The following is a 20221-nucleotide window of genomic DNA, read 5'->3' as shown; positions in this document are numbered from 1 at the left end:
AATCCAATCGAAGTCGCGGACCACTGAACGAGACGAGCGGCCGAGAACTCGGATCGTGGTGGTTTCGAGACGGTTGCTAGCGCAACCTCCTCAACCACCGGGACGGTGCTAGCGCAACCTCCTCAACCACCGCGGCCGGTGCGGACGCAACCTCCTCAACCACCGCGGCCGGTGCGGGCGCAACCTCTTCCGCCACCGTCGCCGTCAGATCTCGTACACAGCCCCCGGCCGCGCGAGCTCGAGGGGACCGTCGTACGCCGCGCGGGCCTCGGCGAGCGCGTCCCGCGGGTCGTGCCACGGCGGGATGTGGGTGAGCACGAGCCGCCGCACCCCGGCGCGGGTGGCGACCCCACCGCAGTCGGTGCCGGTCAGGTGCAGGTCGGGCGGCACCGGGTCGCCGGTGCGGAAGGACGCCTCCGCGAGCAGCAGGTCGGCGTCACGAGCGAGGTCGTCGAGCACCGGCGTCGGGCCGGTGTCGCCGGTGTAGACGAGCGTGCCGCCCCCGTTCGAGATCCGGAGTCCGTACGCCGCGACCGGGTGGGCGACGGGCACCGGCGTGATCGCGAACGGCCCGATCCGCACCGGCCCGTCCCACACGAGGAAGTCGAACTCCATGGTCATGCCCGGATCGGTCGGCAGGTCGTAGGCGCGCGCCATCCGGTCGGCGGTGCCCTCGGGGCCCCAGACCGGGATCCGCGGCTGCGGACCGGTCGGGTGGTACTTGCGCAGCACGTAGTAGCCGCACAGGTCGAGGCAATGGTCGGCGTGCAGGTGGCTGAGCAGCACCGCGTCGATCGCGAGCGGGTCGGCGTGGCGGTGCAGCGCGCCGAGTGCGCCGTTGCCGAGGTCGAGCAGGATCCGCCAGGTGCGGCCGTCGTGCTCCTGCTCGAGCAGGTAGCAGCTCGCGGGCGAGTACGGCCCCGGGTAGGAGCCGGAGCAGCCGACGACGGTGAGCCGCATCGGGGCCGTCGCCGGGGCGGTCATGCGAGTCCCCCGACGAACTGGGAGGCCGCGACCATCTCGGGGCCGAGGAAGCGCCGGCCGATCGCCTCGAACTCCGCGGGCGAGCCGGTGGTGAGGAAGGTGTACGTCGGGTCGCCCCCCGGCCGCATCAGGTCGGTGGCGACCAGCATCTTGTAGACGTCCTTGGCGCACTCCTCGGCGCTGCTCACCAGCGTGACGTTGTCGCCCATGACATAGGAGATCACGCCGGTCAGCAGCGGGTAGTGGGTGCAGCCGAGGATGACGGCGTCGACGCCGGCGGAGGTGAGCGGGTCGAGGTACTCGTGGGCGACCGCAAGCAGCTCGTCCCCCCCGGTGACGCCGGCCTCGACGAAGTCGACGAATCGCGGGCACGGTCGGGTGAACAGCTCGACGTGCGGGGCGGCCGCGAACGCATCGTCGTAGGCCATCGACTCCGCGGTCGCGCGGGTGCAGATCACGCCGATCCGGCCGGTGCGGCTGGCCGCGACGGCGCGGCGGGTGGCGGGGAGGATCACCTCGACGACGGGTACGTCGTAGCGCTCCCGCGCGTCGCGCAGCATCGCCGCACTGGCGGAGTTGCACGCGATGACCAGCGCCTTCACGCCGAGGGAGACCAGGTGGTCGAGGCACTCGAGTGCGTACTCGCGGACCTCGCCGATCGGCTTGGGGCCGTAGGGCTGGCGAGCGGTGTCGCCGACGTACACGATCGACTCGTGCGGCAGCTGGTCGATGACCGAGCGGGCGACCGTCAGGCCACCGAAGCCGGAGTCGAAGATGCCGATCGGGGCATCCCGGCGCGCGAGCGCCGCCACGTCGGCGCTGGTCAGGTCGGACACGCAGGCAAGGCTAGAGCGTCGGACCCCCGGCGCGGTGGGCACGCGACCCAGGTCACGGGAGATGCCGATCACGGCGCCCGGAGCAGGTAGCGTCGCGGCCATGGCCCGCCGCTCCGTCCTGCTGTCCTCGTGCGCGCTGGCGCTCGCGCTGCTGGCGCCCGCGGGCGCGACCCACGCCGCGTCCCAGGCCGCGTCCCCGGGAGCGTCCCCGGGAGCGTCCGCCGCCCTCCGGGACCCGCTGCCGTCCTCGGCCGCCCGGGTACTCGCGATCTCGGTCGACGGCCTCAACCCACGCGCGTTCAAGCGGCTCGGCGCGGCCCGGACTCCGACCTTCCACCGGCTGCTGAGCGAGGGCTCCGGCACCCTCAACGCCCGCACGGAGTACGAGCAGAACGTCACCCTGCCCAACCACACCAGCATGCTGACCAGCCGCCGCATCGACGCCCGCGCCGGCGGGCACGGGGTCACCTGGGACGACAACCGGCCGTGGATGACCGTGCAGAAGGCGGCCGGTCACCCGGTCGCGTCGGTCTTCAGCGTGGTCAGCGCCGCCGGCGGCGAGAGCGCCCTGTTCAGCACGAAGGAGAAGTTCCGCCTCTACGAGCGGTCCTGGCCGTCGGGCATCGACCGGACGGCGTACGACGTCAAGCAGCGTCGCCTGGTGCGCACCGCCGTCGCGGACCTGGTCGACAACGACCGGGCGTTCACGTTCCTGCACGTGTCGCTGCCGGACCGGTTCGGGCACCTGTACGGCGGGCTGTCGCCCCAGTACCTCGCCGCGGTGCGCAAGACCGACCGCCAGCTCGGCACGCTGCTGGACACCGTCGCGGCCAACCCGATGCTGGCCGAGCACCTGACCGTCGTGCTCACCGCCGACCACGGCTTCGTGCCGGGCCAGCGCACGCACTCCCCGCGCGTGCTCGCGGACTACCGGATCCCGTTCCTGGCCTGGGGCGCCGGCGTGCAGCCGGGCGACCTCTACGCGCTCAACCCCGACTACCGCAACCCGCGCAAGCGGCACCCGGGGTACGCCGCGGCCCGGCAGCCGGTACGCAACGGCGACCTCGGCAACCTCGCGCTCGATCTGCTCGGGCTCGGCCCGATCCCCGGCAGCGACCTGAACGCCGGCCAGGACCTCGACGTCGGCTGACCTCGCCGGTTGAGGTGCGAGCGGAGCGAGCCTCGAAACCCCGACGACATCGCCGGTTGAGGTGCGAGGCGCGCCAGCGCCGAGCCTCGAAACCCAGCAACCCGAAAGACGGCCCCGGGAGCAAACACGCCTCTCGACTCACCAGGTTTCGAGGCTCAGGCGCTAGCGCGCCTTCGCACCTCAACCACCGTGGTGATGGTTGAGGTGCGAGCGGAGCGAGCCTCGAAGCCACCGTGGCGATGGTTGAGGTGTGAGGCGCGCCAGCGCCGAGCCTCGAAACCCGGCGACCCGAAAGACCGCCTCGGGAGCGAGCATGCCTCTCGGCTCACCAGGTTTCGAGGCTCAGGCGCTAGCGCGCCTTCGCACCTCAACCACCGAGGCGCTCAGGCCCAGAGCTGGCCCTCGAGGCGGTCCTCCGCCTCGTCGATGGTGCCCTCGTAGGCGCCCGTGGAGAGGTACTTCCAGCCGCCGTCGGCGACCACGAAGGCGATGTCGGCGCTCTCGCCGGCCTTGGCGGCCTTGGCGGCCTGGCCGAGCGCGGCGTGCAGGATGGCGCCGGTGGAGATGCCGGCGAAGATGCCCTCGAGCTCGAGCAGCTCACGCACCCGGCGTACGGCGTCGCGCGGGCCGACCGAGAAGCGCGCGTCGATGAGCGAGGCGTCGTACAGCTCGGGCACGAAGCCCTCGTCGAGGTTGCGCAGGCCGTAGACGAGCTCGCCGTACCTCGGCTCGGCGGCGACGATCCGCACCTCCGGCTTCGCCGACCGGAAGAACCGGCTGACGCCCATCAGGGTGCCGGTGGTGCCGAGGCCGGCCACGAAGTGGGTGATCGACGGGAGGTCGGCGAGCAGCTCGGGGCCGGTGCCTTGCTCGTGGGCGAGGGCGTTGGCGATGTTGCCGTACTGGTAGAGCATCACCCAGTCGGGGTGCTCGGCGGCGACCTGCTTCGCGACCCGGACCGCCTCGTTGGACCCGCCGGCCGCCGGGGACGACACGATCTCGGCGCCCCACATGCGGAGCAGCTGGCGTCGCTCCTCGGAGGTGTTCTCCGGCATCACGCAGACGATCCGGTAGCCCTTGAGCTTGGCGGCCATCGCGAGCGAGATGCCGGTGTTGCCGGACGTCGGCTCGAGGATCGTGCAGCCGGGACGCAGCGTGCCGTCCTTCTCGGCCTCCTCGATCATCTTCAGGGCCGGGCGGTCCTTGATCGAGCCGGTCGGGTTGCGGTCCTCGAGCTTCGCCCAGAGCCGCACGCCGGCGCCGCCGTGGTCGAACTGGGCAGACAGCCTCGGCAGCCCCACCAGCGGCGTGCCGCCGACGGAGGCGAGGAGGTTGTCGTAGCGCGGCATGACCTAGCGAGCGCCGCCCGCGACCGCGGGCAGGACGACGACCTGGTCACCGTCGCTGAGCTCGGCCTCGAGGCCGCCGATGAACCGGACGTCCTCGTCGTTGACGTAGACGTTGACGAAGCGCCGCAGGTCGGCGCCCTCGATCAGCCGCTCCTTGATGCCGGGGTGGTTGGCATCGAGGTCGTCGATCAGCGCGCTCAGGCTGGCACCGTCAGCGGTGACCGCCTTCTCGCCGCCGGTGTAGGTGCGCAGGATGGTCGGGATTCGGACCTCGATGGCCATGCTTGTGACTCCTCAGTTGCGTAGCTCGTCGACCACGGTGACCTCTTCCTCGGTCACCTCGCCGTCGACGATCCTGTAAGACCTGAACTCCACGGGGCCGTCGTTATTCCCGTGGTCGCGCGTGCTCACCAGCACGTAGTGCGCACCCGGCTCGCTGGCCAGGCCGATGTCGGTGCGGCTGGGGTAGGCCTCGGTGGCCGTGTGCGAGTGGTAGATCACGACGGGCTCCTCGTCGCGGTCCCACATCTCCTTGTAGAGCTCCAGCAGCTCGGTGGAGTCGAACTCGTAGAACGTCGGCGACCCCGCCGCGTTGACCATCTCGATCAGCCGCTCCGGACGGTCGGACCCCTCCGGGCCCGCGACGACCCCGCACGCCTCGTCGGGGTGGTCGCGCTTGGCGTGCGCGATGATGGCGTCGTACGTCGCGCGGTCGATGGTCAACACGGGCCCAACCCTACGAGGGCGGACGCAGGTACCTGGCCGCGGTCTCACCTGCAAGGACGTCGCCGATCCGCCGCTCGATGGACTCGCTCATCGGCGGCAGGCTCGCGAGCCGCCACCACCGCACGTCGACGTTCTCGTCGTCGGCGACCCGGGCCTCGCCGGTGACCCAGGTGCAGGCGAAGGTCAGGTCCAGGTAGGCGGCCCGGTCGCCGTTCTCGTAGACGACGTCGGGGATCACGCCGACCGAGACGAGCCGGTCGACGCTCACCTCGACACCCGCCTCCTCCAGCGCCTCGCGGGCCGCGGCGACGGCGGGCTCCTCGCCCGGGTCCACGATGCCGGTGACCGGGGACCACGCGCCGTTGTCGGCGCGTCTGGTGAGCAGGAGCTCGTCGTCGCGGCGGATGACGGCGGTGACACCGGGCAGCCACAGCTCGTGGGTGCCGACCATGGCGCGCAGCTCGGCCACGAACGGAGGGATCGGCATCAGCTGGTCAGCGCTCCGACCAGGGTCTCCTGGAGGTAGCCGACCCACTCGTAGATGTCGTGGGCCTGGGCGCGCGGGTCCTCGTCGGACAGCGAGTGCCAGTAGGCCTCGTCGCCCTCCTCGACGCCGAGCCGGGTCGCGAGGGCGAGCCGCAGGTCGGTGAACGACCGCATCCAGGTCTCGGCGGTCGGCTGGTCGAGCTCGACGTCGATCATCAGGCCCTCCTCGGTGAGCTCCTTGGGGAGCCCGGCCTCCTCGAGCCCGTCGATGATCGCGATCGCGGCGGCGGCCTTGCCGTCGCGCAGCGTGCCCTCGGTGAACCGGCGGAACTCCGCGGCCGCCTCCTCGTCGTGGGGGTAGGCGGTCGGGAACAGCCGCGCCAGCACCGGGTCCTCCGGCTCCTGGGTCGGCCCCGAGAAGTCCATCATCGCCTCGAAGGGATCGACGTCGTCGCGGGGCTCCGCGGCCTCGTTGCGCAGCAGCTCGACCAGCTGGCCGGCGAGCGAGCGCAGCAGGTCGGCCTCGAAGCCGGTGAAGTTGGCGATGATCAGCTTGCTGCGTCGGTGTCGCTGGAATGCACTCAACCCCAGCCCTCAGTCCTGTCTGTCCATGGTCGCCCAGAGGCCGTACTCGTGCATCGCCTGCACGTCGCGCTCCATCTCCTCGCGGGTGCCGTGGCTGACCACGGACTTGCCCTCCTCGTGCACCTCCATCATCAGCTTCTCGGCGACCTTCTTGGAGTAGCCGAAGTACTTCTGGAAGACGTAGCTGACGTACGACATCAGGTTGACCGGGTCGTTCCAGACGATCGTCACCCAGGGCTTCGCCGTCTGGAGGACGTCGTCGACGAGTTCGTCGGGTGTGATGGTCGGATCGACCTCGACAGGCGCGGTCACAGCCCCATGTTGACACAGCGCCGAGACGGCCGAGTTGGCACACTGATCCCCGTGGCTGACTCCGGCTCCCGATCGACCGCGCTGCTTACCGACCACTACGAGCTGACCATGCTCCAGGCCGCCCTCCGGTCGGGCGCCGCGCACCGCCGCTCGGTCTTCGAGCTGTTCCCGCGCCGGCTGCCCGAGGGCCGCAGGTACGGCGTCGTGGCCGGCGTCGGCCGGGCCCTGGACGCCCTCGAGGCGTTCCGGTTCGACGAGCCGACGCTGGCCGCGCTCCGGGACGTCGTCGACGCGTCGACGCTGGAGTGGCTGGCGTCGTACCGCTTCTCGGGCGACGTGTGGGGCTACGCCGAGGGCGAGGCGTACTTCCCCTACTCGCCACTGCTGATCGTGGAGTCGTCGTTCGCCGAGGCGGTGCTGCTCGAGACCCTGCTGCTCTCCATCTACAACCACGACTCGGCGATCGCCTCGGCGGCGTCGCGGATGACCCTCGCCGCCGGCGACCGACCCTGCATCGAGATGGGCTCGCGCCGTACCCACGAGGAGGCGGCCGTGGCGGCGGCGCGGGCGGCGTACGTCGCGGGCTTCGCGGCCACCTCCAACCTCGCGGCGCGGCACCGCTACGGCGTGCCGTCGACCGGCACCAGCGCGCACAGCTTCACGCTGCTGCACGACACCGAGGCCGACGCGTTCCGGGCGCAGGTCACCGCCCTGGGCGAGGGGACGACCCTGCTCGTCGACACCTACGACGTCACCGAGGCGGTCCGGCTGGCGGTCGAGGTCACCGGCCCGGGCCTGGGCGCCGTCCGGCTGGACTCGGGCGACCTCGCCGTCCAGGCCGCGGAGGTGCGCACCCAGCTGGACTCCCTGGGCGCGACCGGCACCCGGATCATCGTGACCAGCGACCTCGACGAGCACGCGATCGCGGCGCTCGCGGCCGCACCCGTCGACGGCTACGGCGTGGGCACCGAGCTGGTGACCGGCAGCGGGCACCCGACCTGCGGCTTCGTGTACAAGCTCGTGGCACGCGAGTCGGACGCCGGCGAGCTGGAGTCGGTGGCCAAGCGCAGCGTCGACAAGCCGTCGGTCGGCGGCCGCAAGTACGCGCTGCGCCGGCGCTCGGTCACCGGCGTCGCGGAGGCCGAGGTGGTCGGCGTCGGCCACCGCCCGGTCGGCGACGGCGACGACCGACCGCTGCTGGTGCCGCTGGTGCGGGCGGGCGAGGTCGTGGGCCGGGAGCCGTTGCCGGCCGCCCGCGAACGGCACCTGTCGGCGCGGGCCGAGCTGCCGGTGGCCGTCCAGCAGATGTCGCGAGGAGAGCCGGTCATCCCGACGATCCAGGAGTGAGCGGTAGCGTGGCCTGGCATGAAGCGTGCGTTGATCGTCACCGACGTGCAGAACGACTTCTGTGAGGGCGGATCGCTCCCGGTGGACGGCGGCGCCCGGGTCGCCGCCGACGTCGGGGCGGTGCTGCGGGCCTGGGTCGCGCAGGGCCCCGACGCCCCGGCGTACGACCACGTGGTCGCGACCAAGGACCACCATGTCGACCCGGGTGGGCACTGGGCGGCCGAGCCCGACTACGCCGAGTCGTGGCCGGTGCACTGCAAGGTCGGCACCGACGGCGAGGCGTTCCACCCCAACCTGGATCCGCAGCCCTTCGACGCGATCTTCCTCAAGGGCGAGCACACGGCGGCGTACTCGGGCTTCGAGGGGCGCACCGTCGACGGGGTCGCGCTCGCCGACTGGCTGAGGTCGCACGACGTGACCGCGGTCGACGTCTGCGGCATCGCGACCGACTACTGCGTCCGCGCCACCGCCCTCGACGCCCTCGGCGCCGGCTTCGACACCCGGCTGCTGCTCGGGCTGTGCGCGGGCGTCGCCGCCGACACGACCGCCGCGGCGGTGGCCGAGATGGAGTCCGCCGGGGTGCGCCTCGGCTGAGGCGCTCGGTCGAGCGGCAGGGCCCGTCGTACCTGACCTCAGTGTCGTATCCGGCCGAAATCACGACACTGAGGTCAGGTACGTCGGACGCAGGCGGCTCAGCACCACCTCTCGGCGAGCGTCCGGATCACGGTGAGGTTGCGGTTGGTCGCGACACCGAGGTGCTTCTCGACGGCGGCGTTCGTCAGCCTCGCCTCGTGGTAGTTCGGGCCGAGCAGCAGGTGGACGGCGCGCCCGCCGACCCTGGCCACCTCGCCCGCCGTACCGGCCGCCTCCACGGCCTCGACCCCCGCCTGCGTCGGCGGGTCCTTGAGCAGCGAGACGTAGTGGCGGCCCTCGTGGCCGTCGGCGAACCGCTCGGCGTCGGCGGCGATCTCGCGCAGCTCGGCCTGGGTGAAGACGATCGTCGGCACCTCGAAGCCCGCCTCCGCCTCGAAGGCGCTCTCGAGCGCCGCCTCGATCCGGGCCCGCGACCGCAGGGAGGTGTCGAAGCGGACGTTGCCGGTGTTGATGTAGGTCTCGACGCCGGTGCAGCCGGCGGCCTCGACCGCGGCGGCGATCGACGCCTTCGGGAACTTCCGCTTCGCGCCGAGGTTGATCGCCCGCAGGAACGCGATGTAGGTCCGAGTGGAGGCCGCCATGCGGGTGATCATCTCAGCGAAGCAGCATCGACCTCGTCCACAGCGGCCGCTGGTGGGCGGGGATCAGGCCCAGCTCGTCGAGGTATCCCGTGACCCGCTCCCCCATCCAGGCCAGCGTGTCCCGGTAGTGCGGGTTGCCGAGCGCGACCCGCCGACCCTCGCGGGGATCGATCCCCACGGCCTGGTAGGCCTCCGGGTTGACCAGGGCCCGGGCCACCAGGAACGCGGTCTGCGCCAGCGCCGCCTGGTGCCACGTCAGGGTCAGCCGGCCGAGCCGGGGCAGCATCCGCTCCACCTCGTCGCGGGCGAACGTCATGTGCCGGGCCTCCTCCAGCACATGGATCCGGCAGACCATCCGCACCAGCGGCTGCACGCGCTCGTCCCTCATCAGCTCGCGCTGCCAGCGGTCGAGGATCTCCTCGGCCACCAGGATCGAGGCGTACGCCGAGACGCCGACGCCGACCGTCTTCATCAGCCGGCCGAGGCGATGGATGGTGGGCTGCGGGCCGTAGGACGGCACGCCGATCCGCTCGATCGCCTTGCCGAACATCAGCGAGTGCCGGCACTCGTCGCCGACCTCGGTCAGGGCGTAGTGCATCCGCCGGGAGCGCGGGTCCGCGTCGTACAGGTCGCGCACCATCATCTGCATCAGGATCAGCTCGAACCACAGCCCGACGCTGGAGATGCTGGCCACCTCGTGCCGGGACAGCTCGATCCGCTGCGCCTCGGACATCCGGTCCCACAGCGGCGTGCCGTAGAGCGACATCCGCTCGGGCTGCATGAACCAGAGCCCGTCGGCCAGCGGCGCGCCCCAGTCGAGGTCGACCTCCGGGTCGTAACTCTGCTTCGCGCTCGACCTCAGCAGCCGGTCGGGGACGGCGTCGGCCGTCGAGTCGGTCCGGGTGTCGGTCATCATCATGCGGCTCTCCCGAGTTGTCTGTTACCAGAAGTAACGGCTACCGCTAGGCTGACGCACATGCCACGCCAGGTCAAGGACGGCCGCTCTGCCCGCTGGGACGCCCACCGCGAGGAGCGCCGCACCGAGCTCGTGCTCGCCGCGGTCGCCGCGATCGACGACCTCGGCCCGTCCGCGGGCATCTCCGAGATCGCCCGGGCGGCCGGCGTCAGCAAGCCGGTCCTCTACCGCTACTTCGACGGGCTCGACGACCTGTACGCCGCGGTCGGGCGCTGGGGCGCCGACGAGGTGATGCGGCGACTGCTGCCGGCGATCCTCACCGAGGCGCCGATCCGCGAGCGGGTCGGCCGGGGGGTCGAGGCCTACCTCGCGACGATCGAGCTGCACCCGCACGTCTTCCTGCTGCTGGTGCGCCACCGCGCCGCCGGCACCGACCCCCTCGCCGACGGCAAGGCCGCGATCGCGGCGGCGTTCGCCCGGATCCTCGGCGACACGCTGCGCGAGCTCGGGGTCGACACCGGCGCCGCGGAGCCCTGGGCCCAGTCGCTGGTCGGCATGGGCCTGGCGACCGGCGAGTGGTGGCTGGAGCGGCAGACCATGAGCCGGGCCGCCGTCGGCGCGCACCTGACGTCCTTCATCTGGCACGCGTTCTCCGGGACGGCCGAGGAGCTCGGCGTACCCCTGCGATCGCTGGACGCCCCGGGCGCCGTGCCCGGATCGATCACCCCGCTCGAGGAGAGGCGATGACCCACCCCGACACCCGCCACGCGCCGCGGGAGCAGTACGCCGGCCCGGCGACGCTGATCGCCGGCGAGGTCCGGCTGGAGGTCGAGGCCGACCTGCGCGGCCGCTTCGAGCCGATCGACGGCCGCTTCCACTGGTACGGCCGCCTCGCGGCCGCGACCGGGCTCGACCGGATCGGCTCCGGCGCGACCGTCACCCTCGCGACCGAGCACGGCTCGGCCGACGGCCGGCTCAGCGACATCGACCCGTGGGGGCGGCCGCGCGTGAGCGGACTGGGCCGGCCCCCGTTCTGAGGGCCGGCCACCCCCGTGACCCGCATCACGTTCAAATACATAGGTTTCCGATGTAAAGTCGAACGGTGACCGAGACCGAGCTCGCCAGCGACCTGGTCGTGCACGCCGCGCGGCTGATCCGCGCCGTACGCCGGGAGCTGCACATGCCGGCCGGGATCCGGATCCTGTCGCTGATCGACGAGCTCGGCCCGCTGGGCATCACCCGGCTCGCCGACCTGGACCGCTCCTCGCAGCCGTCCATGTCGGGCGCCGTCGCCCAGCTCGCCGACCAGGGCTGGGTCACCAAGGCCCCGAACCCCGACGACGCACGCGCCTCGGTCGTGACGCTCACCGACGCCGGTGAGGCGGAGCTCGCCCGGGTGCGACAGGCGTTCGGCGAGCGCGTCGCCGGCATCGTCGCCGGCCACCCCACCCTCACCACCGACGATCTCGCCACGGCCGTCGCCGTGCTCCGAGCGATCCTGGAGAAAGGCCGTCCGTGACCTCGTTCCTCAAGCAACCCCGCGCCGTCTGGGCCGTCGCCTTCGCCTGCGTGATCGCGTTCATGGGCATCGGCCTCGTGGACCCGATCCTCAAGGAGATCGCCGCCGACCTCGGCGCGACCGGCAGCGAGGTCTCGCTGCTGTTCAGCAGCTACATGGCCGTGATGGGCGTCGCGATGCTGGTCACCGGCGTCGTCTCCAGCCGGATCGGCGCGAAGCGCACGCTGCTCGCCGGCCTGGTGCTGATCATCGTCTTCGCGGCCCTCGCCGGCTCGTCGGACTCCGTCGGCGCCGTGATCGGCTTCCGCGCCGGCTGGGGCCTGGGCAACGCGCTCTTCGTCGCGACCGCCCTGGCCACCATCGTCCAGTCGTCCCGGGGCTCGGTCGCGCAGGCGATCATCCTCTTCGAGGCGGCGCTCGGCCTCGGCATCGCGTCCGGACCGCTGCTCGGCGGCCTGCTCGGCGAGCAGTCGTGGCGCGCGCCGTTCTACGGCGTCTCGACGCTGATGGCCATCGCCCTGGTCGCGACCGCGTTCCTGCTGCCGGCGACGCCGCCGCAGGGTCGTCGTACGTCGCTGGCCGACCCGTTCCGCGCCCTGCGGCACCCCGCCCTGCTGCTGCTCGCGCTGGTCGCGATCTTCTACAACCTCGGCTTCTTCACGCTGATGGCCGCCGGCCCGTTCGCGCTGCCGAGCTTCGGGATCATGGAGATCGGCTGGACGTTCTTCGGCTGGGGCGTGCTGCTCGCGTTCACGTCCGTGCTGGTCGCCCCGTGGCTGCAGCGGATCTTCGGCACGCTGCCGACGCTGACCGCGGTGCTCTCGCTGTTCGCGGTCGTGATGGCGCTGATGGCGGTCTTCGCCGAGCACGAGGCCGCGATCGCCGTCGGCATCATCGTGGTCGGTGCCCTGCTCGGCATCAACAACACCCTGGTGACCGAGGCGGTCATGGGCGCCGCGCCGGTCGAGCGTCCCGTCGCGTCCGCGGCGTACTCCTTCGTCCGCTTCACCGGCGGCGCCATCGGCCCCTTCGTCGCCATGAAGCTCTTCGAGCACCAGGGCGTGCACGCACCGTTCTGGTTCGGCGCCGCCGCGATCGCCGTCGGCGTGGTCATCATCGCCGCCGGCACGCCGGTGATCCGGCGGGCGCTCCACGACGCCCCCGCCGCACACTCCCCCGGCGAGGCCGAGGCGGAGCTGATCGGCGACCTGGCCTGAGGATCAGCTCCCGGACTCTCCTCACTGGATTCGTCGATCGCGGCGCCTGGGCGGATGACGGTGGTGGAGGCTTGGGGGCCGCCGGGCCGGCGTGCGGGTTTCGGCTGCTGGCAGCCGAAACCCGCGCGACACGCCGGGCCAACGCGGCGTGTCGTGCGGGTTCCGGCTGTCAGGCGGGAGCCGGGGTGCTGGTGTGACCCCTGATGCGATGCCTGCGACCTGATGGGCCTCGGGACGGGGGCGGACACGTCAGCGGCGCGCGGGCGGAGTCCGCGTCGACAACCGCGCCCCGTGAGCCGACCGGGAGGGACCCGCGGCCGCGGACGGCCACCGGCCGCCGCACTGCGGTCTCGCGCAGCTCGCAGGCTCGCCGCGCGAGGCTCAGAGGTTCCCGCGGAGCTCCTGCTCCCGTTCGATCGCCTCGAAGAGCGCCTTGAAGTTGCCCTTGCCGAAGCCGAGCGAGCCGTGCCGCTCGATGAACTCGTAGAAGACCGTCGGCCGGTCGCCCATCGGCTTGGTGAAGATCTGCAGCAGGTAGCCGTCCTCGTCGCGGTCGACCAGAATCTTGCGCCGCTTCAGCTCGTCGATCGGCACCCGCACCTCGCCGATCCGGGCGCGCAGCTCGGGGTCGTCGTAGTAGGAGTCCGGGGTGTCGAGGAACTCGATGCCGTTGTCGCGCAGGATGTCGACGCTGCGCAGGATGTCGTTGGTGGCGAGCGCGATGTGCTGGCAGCCGGCGCCGTCGTAGAACTCGAGGTACTCGTCGATCTGCGACTTCTTCTTCGCGATCGCGGGCTCGTTGAGCGGGAACTTCACGCGGTGGTTGCCGCTCGCCACGACCTTCGACATCAGTGCGGAGTAGTCGGTGGCGATGTCGTCGCCGATGAACTCGGCCATGTTCGTGAAGCCCAGCACCTTGTTGTAGAACTCGACCCACTCGTCCATCCGACCGAGCTCGACGTTGCCGACGCAGTGGTCGACGGCCTGGAAGAGCCGCTTCGGATGGCCCTCGCGGCGCGCGACCTTGGTGGTCGCGGCGACGTAGCCAGGCAGGTACGGGCCGTCGTACTTCGAGCGGTCGACGAGGGTGTGGCGGGTCTCGCCGTACGTCGCGATCGCGGCGATCCGCACCGTGCCGTGCTCGTCGGACTCGTCGTGCGGCTCGACCAGGATCGTCGCGCCCAGCGCTCGGGCGTGGTCGATGCACTTGTCGACGTCCGGCACCTCCATCGCGAGGTCGACGACGCCGTCGCCGTGCTTGCGGTGGTGGTCGAGGACCGGGCTGTCCGGGGTCACGCCGCCGGTGAAGACGAAGCGGGCGCTGCCGGAGCGGAGCACGTAGGACTTCGAGTCGCGGCAGCCGTTCTCGGGGCCGCGATAGGCCTCGAGGTCCATGCCGAGCGCCAGCTGGTAGAAGGTCGCGGTCTGGGTGGCGTTGCCCACCACGAAGCACACGGCGTCCTGGGCGGTCACCGGGAAGGGGTCATGGGCGGCGTCGTACTCCACCAGCCCGACCAGCTCCTTGAGCTGCTCGAGAGTGAGGTCGGCCTTCAGCTCGTCCGGGGTCAGCGTCATGGCAGGAGCCTCGTCGCGCCAGACATTGTGTGCAACAGTACGTCGAAATACTGTGCAACCTGTCCAACATCGGGAGGCGACGTGGACGCTCTGGACGGCAGGTTGATCGACCTGTTCGCGACCGACCCGCGGATCGGGGTGCTCGAGGCGTCCCGGCGGCTCGGCGTCGCCCGGGGAACGGTTCAGGCGCGCCTGGACAAGCTCGCCACCAGCGGGGTGATCACCGGGTGGGGTCCCGAACTCTCCCCCGAGGCGCTCGGCTACCCGGTGACGGCGTTCCTCACCCTGGAGATCCGGCAGGAGCCGAGCCGGGGCGGCCACGACACCGTCGGCGCCCACCTCGCCGCGATCCCCGAGGTGCTCGAGGCGCACACGATCACCGGCGCCGGCGACATGCTCGCCCGCGTGGTGGCCCGGTCGAACACCGATCTGCAGCGGGTCATCGACCGGGTCCTGGAGACCTCCGCGATCGTGCGCTCCTCGACGGTCATCGCGCTCGCGACGCAGGTGCCCTACCGGGTCCGGCCGCTGGCTCGGACGGTCACCGATCCCCAACTCACCCAACACGGGTGAGGACCCGGGCGGGACCGCACTGTCACTGTGGCGTTCCGTCAGGCAGGAAGGTCATGGCCATGCCACCTATCGACCCGGGCGAGCTCTTCGGCAACCGTTTCCTGGACCAGGAGGTCCCGACCCATCGGTTCCCGGACGCCGGCATGACGGCGACCGACGCGATGCGCCTGGTCGCCCTCGACATGGCGCTCGAGGGCGACCCGAGCCGCAACCTCGCCACGTTCGTGACCACCTGGATGGAGCCCGAGGCCCAGCGGATCATCGCCGAGAACCTGCACCGCAACTTCATCGACCACGCGGAGTACCCCCGGACCGCCGAGATCGAGCAGCGCTGCATCCGGATCCTCGCGGACCTGTTCCACGCCCCGGGCGAGACGACCGGCGCGCGCACACAGGGCTCGTCCGAGGCGATCATGCTCGGCGCACTGTCGTTGAAGTGGAGGTGGCGCGAGCGCCGCTCGGCGGCGGGCCTGCCCACCGAGAGCCCGAACCTGGTCTTCGGCGGCGACGTGCACGTCGTGTGGGAGAAGTTCTGCCGCTACTTCGACGTCGAGCCGCGCATCGTGCCGCTCCAGGAGGGCAAGTACACGATCGGTCCCGACGACGTCGCGCCGCACATCGACGAGAACACCATCGGCGTGGCCGCGGTCCTGGGCACCACCTTCACCGGTCACCGCGACGACATCGTCGGCATCAACGACCTGCTGGTCCGGCTCAAGCGCGAGCAGGGCCACGACGTACCGCTGCACGTCGACGGCGCGAGCGGCGGCTTCGTGTGGCCGTTCCTCTACCCCGACTCCCCCTGGGACTTCCGGCTCGAGCAGGTCCGCTCGATCAACGTCTCGGGCCACAAGTTCGGCCTGGTCTACCCCGGCATCGGCTGGCTGATCTTCCGCGAGAAGGCCGACCTCGCACCCGATCTGGTCTTCGAGGAGAACTACCTCGGCAAGACCGATGCGACCTTCACCCTCAACTTCTCGACCGGCTCGGCAATGGTGCTCGCGCAGTACTACAACCTGGTCCGTCTCGGACGCGAGGGCTACACCTACATCATGCGGGGGATGCAGGACAACGCCCACGCGCTGGCGGAGCGACTCGAGCAGATCGGCGGGTTCGAGCTCATCGGCCGCGACGAGGAGCAGCTGCCGCTGGTCGCGTTCCGACTGCGCGACCACTCGAAGTACGACGAGTTCGACGTCGCCTGGCAGCTCTCCGCCGAGCGCGGCTGGATGGTGCCGGCGTACACGCTCCCGCCGAAGGCGGACAACATCACCATCATGCGGGCCCTGGTCAAGCAGAACTTCAGCCGCGAGCACGTCGACACGCTCGCCCGCGACATCGAGCAGGCCTGCCACACGCTGGAGCGCAAGGGCGGGGCCCACGAGTCCGAGCGCCAGCAGATGCTGCAGAGCCCGAGCCACTGACGCGGTCGGATCCGGGGCGGGCCCGCTCGCGGCCGGACCTGGACCCTCAGATCGCCAGGCTGACCGGCATCGTCGCGACCCAGCCGAGCGCGACCAGGAGGGTGGCGGTCCCGACGCCGCAGAGCACCCAGCGCAGCCGCCGGCTGCGGATCCGGGTGCCGATGCCGGCGAAGAAGAGGACGACGGCGTAGAGCACCACCGACAGCACGTAGTTGCCGGCGCGCTGGATGTCGCGCCGGACCTCGGCCGCGGAGCGCTCGGACTCGACGTCGAGCGCGGCCGCCTCCTCCTTCGCGGCGACGCGGTACTCGTCCATGGCGAACGGCGTGGGCGGCGCACCCTCTGCGGTGAGCGGGTCGGTGGCCAGCCAGGCCTCGAAGGCCGGCCGGAACTCGGGCCGGAACCGGTCCTCGTAGAAGGCCGCCATGTCGCGCTCGCCGCGCTGCTGGGCGTCGGCCCAGGCGATGAACGTCGCGACGTCCACCTGCGTCTCGGCCTGCGCGAGACCCTGGGCGCGCGCCGCCTCGATCCGGATGGCGCTGGTCCGGCTGGCGGCGGCGGCCTGCTCGCCGTTCCAGCGGGTGGCCTGGTAGCTGCTCCACGAGGTGCCGAGGGCGGCGACCACGAGCAGCACCGTGACGAGGACCTCCTGCCAGTCGCGGCCCGACCGGCCCGGGTCAGCCGGCTCGGCCATGCTCGTCACAGGGCGGGGAGACACTGACGTCGGCGGCCCGCATCTGCTGGTCCATCAGCTCCAGGGTGCGCTCCATCGCCGTCGGCTTGAGCCGACCGACCCCGTCGCCGTGCGGATGGTCGAAGAAGACGAGCAGCAGCATCATGAGCGTGATCACCAGCGTGACGCTGCCCATCAGCACGCCCTGGGTCACCGCGCCCTCCCCGCTGTCGGCGAAGAAGAGCAGGTAGACGAAGAGGATCCCGCAGACGATCCAGAGCACCAGCCACAGCGGGAGCGGGATCAGGCCCTCGGCACCGTGGATGCGGTCGACCCGGGCCTGCTCACGATCGGAGGTCTGGTCCATCCAGCGGTCATACGCCGACTGCTCCGCGTCGGTCGACGGCTCGACGGTCGAGATGGTGCGGAACATCGCCACACCCCACGGGTTCACCTGCTCGCCGAGGGTGCCGGAGTCGACCGCGTCCCACTCCGCGCCGACGACCGAGCGGGCGTAGCAGACGAGCTCGCCGGTCAGCGTGGCCGACTCGGGAGCCGGCAGGAACTGGGCGGTCTGGACCTGCTGGGCCACGATCGTGGCCTCCGACTCGGCACCGGCGCGGGCCTCGTCGTACGACGTGAACGCCAGGAAGATGATGAACCCGAGCAGGACCGAGAACCCGGTCGCCAGCACGCCGAACACGCCGGACGCGCGGTCGCCGTCGGTGAACCTGCTGCCCTCCGGGGCGTGGCGGCGCACGACCAGCATCGCGACGACCGCGACCGCGGTCGTCGCGATCGCGATGAGCAGGGCGACGACGAGGTTCACGCCGCTCATCCTGGCGACGCCGCCATCCGGGGACATCATCCGAATCGTGTGAAGACGTCCCTGCCGATCCGCTCCTACCGTGGCCGCACCCGTGATCCGTGGAAGCGAGGACGACCGTGAGCATCGAGCACCCGACCCTGCCCCGGCAGGAGGTCCTGCCGTTCCCACCGACCCCCTCGGCATCCCTGGCCAGCCGCACCATGCAGGAGTCGGTCTACCGGGCGCGCGAGCCGGAGCAGCACCTGCCGAAGGACGCCCCCAACATCCTGGTCGTCCTGATCGACGACGCCGGGCCCGGCCTGCCCGACACGTTCGGCGGCGAGGTGCGGACCGCGACGCTGACCCGGGTCCTCTCCGAGGGCATCGGCTACAACCGCTTCCACACCACCGCCATGTGCTCACCCACGCGCGCCTCGCTGCTGACCGGACGCAACCACCACCGGATCGGCAACGGCCAGATCGCCGAGCTGGCCAACGACTGGGACGGCTACTCGGGCCACATCCCGACCAGTACGTCGCTGGTCGCCGAGGTGCTGACCGACTACGGCTACTCCACAGCGGCCTTCGGCAAGTGGCACAACACGCCGGCCGAGGAGACGACGCCGTCGGGACCGTTCCACAACTGGCCGACCGGCCGCGGGTTCGAGTACTTCTACGGCTTCCTCGCAGGCGAGGCCTCGCAGTACGAGCCCAACCTGGTGCGCAACACCACCAGCGTGCTGCCGCCCAAGCGGGCCGAGGAGGGCTACCACCTCAGCGAGGACCTCGCCGACGACGCGATCGGCTGGCTGCGCCGGCACCAGGCCTTCGAGCCGGACAAGCCGTTCTTCATGTACTGGGCGAGCGGCTGCCTGCACGGCCCGCACCACATCATGAAGGAGTGGGCGGACAAGTACGCCGGCGCGTTCGACGACGGCTGGGACGCCTACCGCGAGCGGGTCCACGAGTCGGCCAAGACGGCCGGCTGGATCCCCCAGGACGCCGAGCTGACGCCGCGCGACCCCCGCCTGCCCGCCTGGGACGACATCCCCGAGGAGGAGAAGCCGTTCCAGCGCCGACTGATGGAGATCGCCGCCGGGTACGCCGAGCACGTCGACGTGCAGGTCGGCCGGCTCCTCGACGAGGTGGAGCGGCTCGGGCGGGCCGACAACACCCTGGTGTTCTACATCTGGGGCGACAACGGCTCCTCCGGCGAGGGCCAGAACGGCACGATCAGCGAGCTGCTCGCGCAGAACGGCATCCCCACCACCGTGGACATGCACATCAAGGCGCTCGAGGAGATCGGCGGCCTCGACGTGCTCGGCTCGCCCAAGACCGACAACCAGTACCACGCCGGCTGGGCGTGGGCGGGCAGCACGCCGTACAAGGGCATGAAGCTGCTGGCCTCCCACCTCGGCGGCACCCGCAACCCGATGGTGGTGCGCTGGCCGGAGAAGATCGCCGCGGACGCGCGCCCGCGCACGCAGTTCCACCACTGCAACGACCTGGTGCCGACGATCTACGAGGTGCTCGGCATCACCCCGCCCCGCGTCGTCCGCGGTGTCGAGCAGCAGCCGCTCGACGGCACCAGCTTCGCCTACACCTTCGACGACCCGGAGGCCGAGGGCCGGCTGCGCACGCAGTACTTCGAGATCATGGGCAGCCGCGCGATCTACCACGACGGCTGGATGGCCTCGGCCTTCGGGCCGCGGGCACCCTGGGTGCCGGGCCAGCCGCCGGGCATCCAGGAGTGGACGCCGGACCAGGACACGTGGGAGCTCTACCACCTCGACGAGGACTGGACCCAGGCCAACGACCTCGCCGAGACCCACCCCGACAAGCTCGCGCAGCTCAAGGAGGTCTTCGCGATCGAGGCGGCGCGCAACAGCGTGTACCCGGTCGGCGGGGGTCTGTGGGTGCCCGTGTTCCACCCCGAGCTGCGGATCTCCACGCCGTACCGCAGCTGGACCTTCAGCGGCGACATCGTGCGGATGCCCGAGTTCTGCGCGCCCGCGCTGGGCAACCGCGCCAACACGGTCACCATCGACGCCGAGCTGCCCGAGCGCGCCAGTGGCGTGCTCTACGCGCTCGGCGGCGCCGGCGGCGGACTGACCTGCTTCATGGACGACGGCCACCTCTGCTACGAGTACAACTGCTTCATCCTGATGCGCACCAAGATCCGGACCGAGCAGCCGCTGCCGGCGGGGCGGACCCGGATCGAGGTGCGCACCGAGTACGCCGAGGTCCGGCCCGGTGGCCCACTCGACGTCACCCTGTCGGTCGACGGCGCGCAGGTCGCGTCCGGGCTCGTGCCGGTCAGCGCGCCACTCCTCTTCACCGCCAACGACTGCCTCGACATCGGCACCTGCCTGGGCGGCTCGGTCTCGCTGGACTACTTCGACCGGGCGCCGTTCCCCTTCGAGGGCACGATCGACACCGTCGAGGTGAGCTACCTCAGCTGACCTCGAGGCTGAGCCTCGATCTCGCCGCGAGCCAGGCGCTCCGC

23 protein-coding genes are annotated in these 20221 nt (G+C 71.4%); 10 read left to right on the top strand and 13 right to left on the bottom strand.

Annotated elements, in window-relative coordinates:
• Window positions 1–204: 204 nt before the first annotated feature.
• Together KM427_RS07790 and murI are read right to left on the bottom strand one after the other, a co-directional pair.
• The gene (locus KM427_RS07790) at window positions 205–984 is read right to left on the bottom strand and encodes an MBL fold metallo-hydrolase (protein ID WP_252275150.1); all 780 of its coding nucleotides are present in this window, start codon (window positions 982–984) and stop codon (window positions 205–207) included.
• On the bottom strand, window positions 981–1820 hold the full coding sequence (gene murI / locus KM427_RS07785) for a glutamate racemase (protein ID WP_252275148.1): 840 nt from the start codon (window positions 1818–1820) through the stop codon (window positions 981–983). The genes KM427_RS07790 and murI overlap by 4 nt, the downstream gene beginning before the upstream one ends.
• 100 nt (window positions 1821–1920) lie before the next feature.
• On the opposite strand from murI, the gene KM427_RS07780 reads away from it, so the two are divergent.
• On the top strand, window positions 1921–2970 hold the full coding sequence (locus tag KM427_RS07780; RefSeq protein ID WP_215526841.1) for an alkaline phosphatase family protein: 1050 nt from the start codon (window positions 1921–1923) through the stop codon (window positions 2968–2970).
• Between the two features lie 383 nt (window positions 2971–3353).
• On the opposite strand, the gene KM427_RS07775 is transcribed toward KM427_RS07780, so the two are convergent.
• The 6 genes from KM427_RS07775 to clpS are packed head-to-tail and all read right to left on the bottom strand — an operon-like array spanning window position 3354 to window position 6428.
• A complete protein-coding gene (locus KM427_RS07775) occupies window positions 3354–4319 on the bottom strand; it encodes a PLP-dependent cysteine synthase family protein (RefSeq protein WP_183591019.1) in 966 nt (321 codons plus the stop codon).
• 3 nt (window positions 4320–4322) lie between these two features.
• Entirely contained in the window at window positions 4323–4601 is a 279-nt protein-coding gene (locus KM427_RS07770; protein ID WP_183591020.1) for a MoaD family protein, read from the bottom strand.
• Window positions 4602–4613: 12 nt separating this feature from the next.
• On the bottom strand, window positions 4614–5045 hold the full coding sequence (locus KM427_RS07765) for a M67 family metallopeptidase (RefSeq protein ID WP_183591021.1): 432 nt from the start codon (window positions 5043–5045) through the stop codon (window positions 4614–4616).
• A 10-nt stretch (window positions 5046–5055) separates the two neighbouring features.
• Window positions 5056–5532 carry an NUDIX hydrolase gene (locus KM427_RS07760; protein ID WP_183591022.1) on the bottom strand — a complete coding sequence of 159 codons (477 nt, stop codon included), beginning with the start codon at window positions 5530–5532 and terminating at the stop codon, window positions 5056–5058.
• On the bottom strand, window positions 5532–6116 hold the full coding sequence (locus KM427_RS07755) for a DUF2017 domain-containing protein (protein ID WP_215526840.1): 585 nt from the start codon (window positions 6114–6116) through the stop codon (window positions 5532–5534). Before KM427_RS07755 ends, KM427_RS07760 begins: the two co-directional genes overlap by 1 nt.
• 9 nt (window positions 6117–6125) lie before the next feature.
• Window positions 6126–6428 (bottom strand): ATP-dependent Clp protease adapter ClpS, encoded by a 303-nt coding sequence (gene clpS / locus KM427_RS07750; protein ID WP_252275146.1) that lies wholly within the window; start codon window positions 6426–6428, stop codon window positions 6126–6128.
• 108 nt (window positions 6429–6536) lie between these two features.
• On the opposite strand from clpS, the gene KM427_RS07745 reads away from it, so the two are divergent.
• Window positions 6537–7775: a nicotinate phosphoribosyltransferase gene (locus KM427_RS07745; protein WP_252275375.1), complete on the top strand. Its 1239-nt coding sequence runs from the start codon at window positions 6537–6539 to the stop codon at window positions 7773–7775.
• An 18-nt stretch (window positions 7776–7793) separates the two neighbouring features.
• Entirely contained in the window at window positions 7794–8369 is a 576-nt protein-coding gene (locus KM427_RS07740; RefSeq protein WP_183591025.1) for an isochorismatase family protein, read from the top strand.
• A gap of 98 nt (window positions 8370–8467) precedes the next feature.
• Here KM427_RS07740 and KM427_RS07735 read toward each other — a convergent pair whose 3' ends face one another.
• Window positions 8468–9010, bottom strand: coding sequence for a DUF1697 domain-containing protein (locus KM427_RS07735; RefSeq protein ID WP_183591026.1), 543 nt, complete (start codon window positions 9008–9010; stop codon window positions 8468–8470).
• Window positions 9011–9023: 13 nt separating this feature from the next.
• Window positions 9024–9929, bottom strand: a complete 906-nt coding sequence (locus tag KM427_RS07730; protein ID WP_252275144.1) for an AurF N-oxygenase family protein — start codon at window positions 9927–9929, stop codon at window positions 9024–9026.
• Window positions 9930–9986: 57 nt separating this feature from the next.
• On the opposite strand from KM427_RS07730, the gene KM427_RS07725 reads away from it, so the two are divergent.
• The 4 genes from KM427_RS07725 (at window position 9987) to KM427_RS07710 (ending at window position 12662) form a co-directional block, all read left to right on the top strand.
• Window positions 9987–10673: a TetR/AcrR family transcriptional regulator gene (locus tag KM427_RS07725; protein ID WP_183591027.1), complete on the top strand. Its 687-nt coding sequence runs from the start codon at window positions 9987–9989 to the stop codon at window positions 10671–10673.
• Window positions 10670–10963 (top strand): DUF4873 domain-containing protein, encoded by a 294-nt coding sequence (locus KM427_RS07720; protein WP_183591028.1) that lies wholly within the window; start codon window positions 10670–10672, stop codon window positions 10961–10963. Before KM427_RS07725 ends, KM427_RS07720 begins: the two co-directional genes overlap by 4 nt.
• A 65-nt stretch (window positions 10964–11028) precedes the next feature.
• Entirely contained in the window at window positions 11029–11445 is a 417-nt protein-coding gene (locus KM427_RS07715) for a MarR family winged helix-turn-helix transcriptional regulator (RefSeq protein WP_252275142.1), read from the top strand.
• Complete coding sequence (locus KM427_RS07710) at window positions 11442–12662, top strand: MFS transporter (protein WP_183591029.1); 1221 nt, start codon at window positions 11442–11444, stop codon at window positions 12660–12662. Before KM427_RS07715 ends, KM427_RS07710 begins: the two co-directional genes overlap by 4 nt.
• Window positions 12663–13043: 381 nt before the next feature.
• Here KM427_RS07710 and hppD read toward each other — a convergent pair whose 3' ends face one another.
• Window positions 13044–14237 carry a 4-hydroxyphenylpyruvate dioxygenase gene (gene hppD / locus KM427_RS07705; protein WP_215526838.1) on the bottom strand — a complete coding sequence of 398 codons (1194 nt, stop codon included), beginning with the start codon at window positions 14235–14237 and terminating at the stop codon, window positions 13044–13046.
• 81 nt (window positions 14238–14318) lie between these two features.
• Here hppD and KM427_RS07700 point away from each other — a divergent pair, with 81 nt between their 5' ends.
• Complete coding sequence (locus KM427_RS07700) at window positions 14319–14810, top strand: Lrp/AsnC family transcriptional regulator (protein WP_252275140.1); 492 nt, start codon at window positions 14319–14321, stop codon at window positions 14808–14810.
• Window positions 14811–14863: 53 nt separating this feature from the next.
• On the top strand, window positions 14864–16234 hold the full coding sequence (gad, locus tag KM427_RS07695) for a glutamate decarboxylase (RefSeq protein WP_215526837.1): 1371 nt from the start codon (window positions 14864–14866) through the stop codon (window positions 16232–16234).
• Window positions 16235–16280: 46 nt separating this feature from the next.
• Here the strand turns inward: gad and KM427_RS07690 are convergent, their stop codons facing one another.
• Entirely contained in the window at window positions 16281–16928 is a 648-nt protein-coding gene (locus KM427_RS07690) for a hypothetical protein (protein ID WP_215526836.1), read from the bottom strand.
• Window positions 16912–17736 (bottom strand): bestrophin-like domain, encoded by an 825-nt coding sequence (locus KM427_RS07685; protein WP_215526835.1) that lies wholly within the window; start codon window positions 17734–17736, stop codon window positions 16912–16914. The genes KM427_RS07690 and KM427_RS07685 overlap by 17 nt, the downstream gene beginning before the upstream one ends.
• Before the next feature lie 116 nt (window positions 17737–17852).
• Here KM427_RS07685 and KM427_RS07680 point away from each other — a divergent pair, with 116 nt between their 5' ends.
• Window positions 17853–20177, top strand: a complete 2325-nt coding sequence (locus KM427_RS07680) for an arylsulfatase (RefSeq protein ID WP_215526834.1) — start codon at window positions 17853–17855, stop codon at window positions 20175–20177.
• Window positions 20178–20221: the final 44 nt, after the last annotated feature.

The sequence above is a fragment of the Nocardioides sp. LMS-CY genome (assembly GCF_018732145.1).
Classification (GTDB): Bacteria; Actinomycetota; Actinomycetes; order Propionibacteriales; family Nocardioidaceae; genus Nocardioides; species Nocardioides soli.
Note: the sequence above shows the minus strand (reverse complement) of the source record. Positions and strands in the feature narration are given on the sequence as shown.

What these genes read in the sequence shown, in the direction of transcription:
- KM427_RS07735 (WP_183591026.1), bottom strand. Translation starts at nt 9,010, where the DNA reads ATGGCGGCCTCCACTCGGACCTACATCGCGTTCCTGCGGGCGATCAAC.
- KM427_RS07720 (WP_183591028.1), top strand. Translation starts at nt 10,670, where the DNA reads ATGACCCACCCCGACACCCGCCACGCGCCGCGGGAGCAGTACGCCGGC.
- KM427_RS07745 (WP_252275375.1), top strand. Translation starts at nt 6,537, where the DNA reads ATGCTCCAGGCCGCCCTCCGGTCGGGCGCCGCGCACCGCCGCTCGGTC.
- KM427_RS07775 (WP_183591019.1), bottom strand. Translation starts at nt 4,319, where the DNA reads ATGCCGCGCTACGACAACCTCCTCGCCTCCGTCGGCGGCACGCCGCTG.
- hppD (WP_215526838.1), bottom strand. Translation starts at nt 14,237, where the DNA reads ATGACGCTGACCCCGGACGAGCTGAAGGCCGACCTCACTCTCGAGCAG.
- KM427_RS07790 (WP_252275150.1), bottom strand. Translation starts at nt 984, where the DNA reads ATGACCGCCCCGGCGACGGCCCCGATGCGGCTCACCGTCGTCGGCTGC.
- KM427_RS07760 (WP_183591022.1), bottom strand. Translation starts at nt 5,532, where the DNA reads ATGCCGATCCCTCCGTTCGTGGCCGAGCTGCGCGCCATGGTCGGCACC.
- KM427_RS07740 (WP_183591025.1), top strand. Translation starts at nt 7,794, where the DNA reads ATGAAGCGTGCGTTGATCGTCACCGACGTGCAGAACGACTTCTGTGAG.
- KM427_RS07730 (WP_252275144.1), bottom strand. Translation starts at nt 9,929, where the DNA reads ATGATGATGACCGACACCCGGACCGACTCGACGGCCGACGCCGTCCCC.
- KM427_RS07690 (WP_215526836.1), bottom strand. Translation starts at nt 16,928, where the DNA reads ATGGCCGAGCCGGCTGACCCGGGCCGGTCGGGCCGCGACTGGCAGGAG.
- KM427_RS07770 (WP_183591020.1), bottom strand. Translation starts at nt 4,601, where the DNA reads ATGGCCATCGAGGTCCGAATCCCGACCATCCTGCGCACCTACACCGGC.
- gad (WP_215526837.1), top strand. Translation starts at nt 14,864, where the DNA reads ATGGCCATGCCACCTATCGACCCGGGCGAGCTCTTCGGCAACCGTTTC.
- KM427_RS07725 (WP_183591027.1), top strand. Translation starts at nt 9,987, where the DNA reads ATGCCACGCCAGGTCAAGGACGGCCGCTCTGCCCGCTGGGACGCCCAC.
- KM427_RS07780 (WP_215526841.1), top strand. Translation starts at nt 1,921, where the DNA reads ATGGCCCGCCGCTCCGTCCTGCTGTCCTCGTGCGCGCTGGCGCTCGCG.